The 5,323-nt window shown below is 53.2% G+C and carries 6 protein-coding genes and 1 other annotated feature; all 6 genes read right to left on the bottom strand.

Annotation, left to right across the window (positions count from 1 at the left end):
• Positions 1 to 53: 53 nt before the first annotated feature.
• The 6 genes from I656_RS0116840 to ytxC all read right to left on the bottom strand — a co-directional run bounded on the left by I656_RS0116840 (position 54) and on the right by ytxC (position 5,122).
• Entirely contained in the window at positions 54 to 362 is a 309-nt protein-coding gene (locus I656_RS0116840; RefSeq protein ID WP_020756673.1) for a DUF1294 domain-containing protein, read from the bottom strand.
• Positions 363 to 414: 52 nt separating this feature from the next.
• Entirely contained in the window at positions 415 to 774 is a 360-nt protein-coding gene (gene rplT, locus I656_RS01325; protein ID WP_011232190.1) for a 50S ribosomal protein L20, read from the bottom strand.
• A gap of 25 nt (positions 775 to 799) precedes the next feature.
• On the bottom strand, positions 800 to 1,000 hold the full coding sequence (gene rpmI / locus I656_RS01330; protein WP_011232191.1) for a 50S ribosomal protein L35: 201 nt from the start codon (positions 998 to 1,000) through the stop codon (positions 800 to 802).
• Positions 1,001 to 1,013: 13 nt separating this feature from the next.
• Positions 1,014 to 1,535, bottom strand: coding sequence for a translation initiation factor IF-3 (infC, locus tag I656_RS0116835; RefSeq protein WP_074044349.1), 522 nt, complete (start codon positions 1,533 to 1,535; stop codon positions 1,014 to 1,016).
• Between the two features lie 57 nt (positions 1,536 to 1,592).
• Positions 1,593 to 1,726: a sequence feature (ribosomal protein L20 leader region), on the bottom strand.
• 226 nt (positions 1,727 to 1,952) lie between these two features.
• Positions 1,953 to 3,911, bottom strand: a complete 1,959-nt coding sequence (gene thrS, locus I656_RS01335; RefSeq protein ID WP_014196511.1) for a threonine--tRNA ligase — start codon at positions 3,909 to 3,911, stop codon at positions 1,953 to 1,955.
• A 335-nt stretch (positions 3,912 to 4,246) separates the two neighbouring features.
• Positions 4,247 to 5,122, bottom strand: coding sequence for a putative sporulation protein YtxC (gene ytxC, locus I656_RS01340; RefSeq protein ID WP_011232194.1), 876 nt, complete (start codon positions 5,120 to 5,122; stop codon positions 4,247 to 4,249).
• Positions 5,123 to 5,323: the final 201 nt, after the last annotated feature.

The raw sequence follows: 5,323 nt of genomic DNA, 5'->3' as shown, positions 1-5,323 counted from the left end.
CCCCCACTTCAAGCGTTAGCTAAGTGGGAGTAGTTGACTCTCTCCTCCCCTTTCTACCTCATCCATCGCCAATAGAGAAACAGCTCCACCGCTGCCAACAGCGGCAAGCCATAGCCAAAAGCCCGATGGCGCGTTTTATGGCGAAACGTGTACATTCCAGCTGCCGCACCGATGGCCCCGCCCGCAAACGCCAGCAGCCAAAGCGTCCGCTCGGCGATGCGAAAGCGGCGGCGTTTCGCTTTTTGTTTGTCGAGCCCCATCATAAAAAAGGCAAGAAGATTGATCGCTATTCCGTATTGTACATATCCATCCCTTTCCTTGACAGAAAAACAGCAGCGCTGATCGGCTTTCAAGCCCCCCATTTCGTTGCCGAAAAAAAAAAACGGCCACCCTTTGTTAGGATGGCCGTCATGGTTACTTATTCAAGTTCGCTTTCGCCAAATCGGCGAGTTGAGCAAATGCCGCTTGGTCGTTCACCGCCAAGTCGGCGAGCATTTTCCGGTTCACTTCCACGCCGGCCAGCTTCAAGCCGTGCATCAAACGGCTGTAGGACAAGCCATTTTGGCGAGCCGCTGCGTTGATGCGGACAATCCACAGTTTGCGGAAGTCGCGCTTCCGTTGACGGCGGTCGCGATACGCATACATGAGCGATTTCATCACTTGTTGGTTCGCGACTCTATATAATGCGTGTTTCGCGCCGAAATAGCCTTTTGCGAGTTTTAACACTTTTTTGCGACGTCTGCGCGTCACTGGTCCACCTTTTACGCGTGGCATAATCGTTCCCTCCTATAGTCGGTCGTTATTTCAAGTTGTCAAGCATTTGGCGGATGCGTTTGAAATCGCCAGGCGAGACAAGCGTCGCTTTGCGGAGATGACGCTTTTGTTTTTTCGTTTTATTGGCAAACAAGTGGCTCGTGTACGCGTGGCCGCGTTTTAATTTGCCGCTGGCCGTTTTTTTGAACCGTTTCGCCGAGCCGCGGTGAGTTTTCATTTTTGGCATCGCAGGTTCCTCCTTACTTGTTGTCGTTTTTCGGTGCGAGCACTAAAAACATGTTGCGCCCGTCCATTTTCGGCGCCGTTTCGACAACGGCAATGTCGGCGCACGCTTCCGAGAAGCGGTCAAGGACGCGTTGCCCAATTTCTTTATGGGTGATCGCCCGACCTTTAAAGCGGATCGTCGCCTTCACTTTATCGCCTTTTTCCAAAAACTTGCGCGCATTGCGCAGCTTCGTGTTGAAGTCATGCTCCTCGATCGTCGGGCTGAGGCGCACCTCTTTGACGTTGATCACTTTTTGTTTTTTGCGCGCTTCTTTCTCTTTCTTCTGCTGCTCGAAGCGGAATTTGCCGTAGTCCATGATGCGGCAAACGGGCGGTTTGGCGTTCGGCGCGACAAGCACAAGATCCAAGTTGCGTCTTGCCGCAATCTCAAGCGCCTCCTGCTTCGACTTGATGCCAAGCTGTTCGCCGTTTTGGTCGATCAAGCGCACTTCACGGGCACGAATTTGTTCGTTGATAATAAAATCTTTGCTAATAATGAGCCACCTCCAAGGTTTTTTCCGACTGGCTTGTTTGCCAGCAGAGCCCCACTTCCAGCCAAAAAAAAAGCGCAGATGCACAAAGCACCCGCGCAGTACGTCCTTACACTCGCATTGACGAACCGTAACAACCTGCCAACAGCCGTCTTGGCGTCGGTCAGGTGAGAAGCGGGGTGCTTCTGCTTTTGTTACAAACAAGCCATCATTCCACTTTATACACTATACCACCTTGGCGATGGCATGTCAAGGAGCGGATCTTGATAAACACAACGCCCTTTATTATAGCGGATCAACATTCAATTGGCAAGAGAAAATCTTGTTCACGCCGCCATTTCTTTGAAAAACCGCCCATGACATGGGCCATCGCCACCGTTGCTTCCTTGTGGCGCTTGAACGTTTATGTCGCCTGTCAACGGTTTATTGCGCTTTCCCTAATCTTGTCCGTTTTTCCCGCACATCGTCAGCGAGCAAGGCCATAAACTCGTCAAGCCCCATCGTCTGGCTTTCTTTTTCGCCATAGCGGCGGACGTTGACCGCTCGCTCAGACACTTCTTTATCGCCGACAACGAGCATGTACGGGATTTTTTGCATTTGCGCTTCGCGGATTTTATAGCCGATTTTTTCGTCGCGCTCGTCGACTTCGACGCGGAAGCCGCGTTCTTTCAACGTCCGCTGCACGTCATACGCGTAATCGAGGTGCGCCTCCGGCGACACGGGGATCACTTTGACTTGAACCGGGGCGAGCCATGTCGGAAACGCACCTTTATACTCCTCGATGAGGAACGCGACAAACCGCTCCATCGTCGAGACGACGCCGCGATGGATGACGACCGGACGATGCGGCTTCCCATCCTCGCCAATGTACGTCAAATCAAAGCGCTCGGGCAACAGGAAGTCAAGCTGCACCGTCGAGAGCGTCTCGTCTTTGCCAAGCGCCGTGCGCACTTGCACATCGAGCTTCGGCCCGTAAAACGCCGCTTCCCCTTCCGCTTCGTAGTAGTCGAGGCCGAGCTCGTCCATGGCTTCCCGCAGCATGCGTTGGGCTTTTTCCCACATTTCATCGTCATCGTAATATTTTTCTTTGTCATGCGGATCGCGGTAAGACAAGCGGAACGAGTATTCCTCAATGCCGAAATCCTTATAGACTTCCAAAATCAAGTTGACGACGCGCTTGAACTCGTCTTTGATTTGGTCCGGGCGCACGAAAATGTGGGCGTCGTTGAGCGTCATGCCGCGGACGCGCTGCAGGCCGGTAAGCGCTCCAGACATTTCATAGCGGTGCATCGTGCCGAGCTCGGCGATGCGGATCGGCAGCTCGCGGTAGCTGTGCAGCTTGCTTTTGTAAATCATCATATGGTGCGGGCAGTTCATCGGACGAAGCACAAGTTCTTCGTTGTCCATCTCCATCGGCGGGAACATGTTTTCTTTGTAATGGTCCCAATGGCCCGATGTCTTGTACAGCTCGACGCTGCCGAGCACCGGTGTGTAGACATGATCGTATCCGAGCGCCACTTCTTTGTCGACGATGTACCGTTCGATAATGCGGCGGATCGTCGCTCCTTTCGGCAGCCATAGCGGCAAGCCTTGTCCGACTTGTTGCGATGTCGTAAACAGCTCAAGCTCTTTGCCTAATTTGCGGTGATCGCGCTCTTTCGCTTCTTCAAGCAGGCGCAAATAACGATCCAAGTCTTCCTTTTTGAAAAAGGCCGTGCCGTAGATGCGCTGCAGCATTTTGTTGTTGCTGTCGCCGCGCCAGTAGGCCCCCGAGATGCTGAGCAGCTTGAACTCTTTGATTTTTCCAGTCGACGGCACGTGCACGCCGCGGCAAAGGTCGAAAAACTCGCCTTGCTCATAAATCGAAATCGGCTCGCCTTCCGGAATATCGGCGATCAACTCGAGCTTCAACTCATCGCCGATTTCTTCATACAGCCGGATGGCTTCTTCGCGGCTCACTTCTTTGCGGACGATGTCCAAATTTTCTTTGACAATCTTGCGCATTTCCGCTTCGATTTTCGGGAGGTCGTCTGGCGTCAGCTTATGCTCCATGTCGATATCATAGTAAAAGCCGTTTTCAATGACCGGACCGACGCCGAGCTTGACGTTGCCATACAGCCGCTTGATCGCCTGCGCCATTAAGTGGGCGGTGCTATGGCGCAAAATGTCAAGCGCCTCCGGCATGTCTTGGGTAATGATGACAAGCTCGCCATCTTCGTGAAGCGGCGTGCGCAAATCAACGAACCGGCCGTTCAGTTTGCCGGCGATCGCTTTTTTCTTCAGCCCCGGGCTGATCGAGGCAGCGATGTCTTCCGTCGTCGTCCCCTTCGGAAACTCCTTTTCCGCCCCATCTGGGAACGTGATGCGAATGACGTCTGGCATTGGCAATCACTCCTTTGTCATGATGATGAAAATGGAAAAATAAAAAAACTCCTCCCTCCTAAAGGGACGAGTTTTCATCGTGGTTCCACCCTTCTTCCCATGGCAACGCCTCGCCATGCCATGGCTCAACAAGAATAACGGTCGTCCACCGGCGGCAACTACTGGGCGTTGCGTTCGCTGCCGCAGCTCTGAGGGGGTAAGCGCATTTTTCGTGTTAGGAAGGTTCCAGCCGCTGCCTTCCCTCTCTGGAAACCGTAAAAATGCGCCCATGTCCTCGTCATCGCTTGTATTCATCCATATTCATGACGTCATTATAGCGAAAACAGCAGGAAAAATCAAGCTTCTCCCCCATTTCCAGCGTTGGCGGCAAACAAGCGGGAAAAATCGGCGCGGCGGCAGACGATCAGCCGTTCTTGAAACACGTTTTGCAGTGTCTGCACCATGCCGTCATCCGGATGATCGGTGTACAGCTCAATTTCCGCCGGAGCGAGCGAGACAAGCGGAGCGAGCACCGATGCATCAATATACATCGGCTGGCTGAAGACGAGATGGCGGTCGATCAACTGTCTCACTTCCGCCGCCGACAGCTCCCGCCGCTCGCTGTCGTAAAATACGAAGTGCGGCGGATCGTGCACCAAATACAGGCGCGGCCATTGCGGCGTCCGGCCAGCCAGGCAGTCGCGCAGCATTTGCACAAAATTTTGATACTCCTGCTCCAGCTTGTATTCATCAATCGCCAGCTCGACATAATGTTGGAGGCGCTCCATATACGGCTTTAACCGGAACGTAACGAACGAAGAAAACGAAAATGACAAGCCGTCGCGCAAAAAGGAGGCAAAAGCGTCGCGCAACATCACGGTGCGCGAGGCGGCAAACGCCGCGCTTTTCCGGTAATCGCGCCGCTCGCCGTCCAAAAATGAATGAGCGAGGGCCAAAATTTGCTGCTGTTCTTCGACGTCGCGGAAATAAAAAACATTGGCAATGATGGATAGCAGCAGCCGGTCTTCCATCACCTCCTGCATAAACGCCGTCATCGCTGGGATGATATGCTCCTCAAGCACACGCTTCTCCTCGCCCTGTATGTAAACCGCCACGGTTTTGTTCCCGTCATAAGCGGCATGAAACAGCGGACCGTCATCCGGTTGCCGGTGATCTAGCAGCCCAACCAATTTTTCCGCCTCGCTTGCCTCGTCAAAATGGATTTCGATCACCCGCTGTCCCCCCTTTAGCCCGAAAGGCATGCTTGGTTTATATATATGGGGACAACGGGCTGTTTAGACTAAAAAACCACAAAGCTTAGCGGCGTTCATTGTTCGAGGAGAGGGTGCCCCAAAAGGATCGGGACACCCTTTCTTATTACCGTATACAGGCATAAAACAAGTGAACTACCCCCCACCTACGCTTCGCTTAGA

The sequence above is a fragment of the Geobacillus sp. WSUCF1 genome, from assembly GCF_000422025.1.
Classification (GTDB): domain Bacteria; phylum Bacillota; class Bacilli; order Bacillales; family Anoxybacillaceae; genus Geobacillus; species Geobacillus zalihae.
The sequence above is the reverse complement of the archived record's forward strand: the minus strand, read 5'-3'. Positions and strand labels throughout refer to the sequence as shown.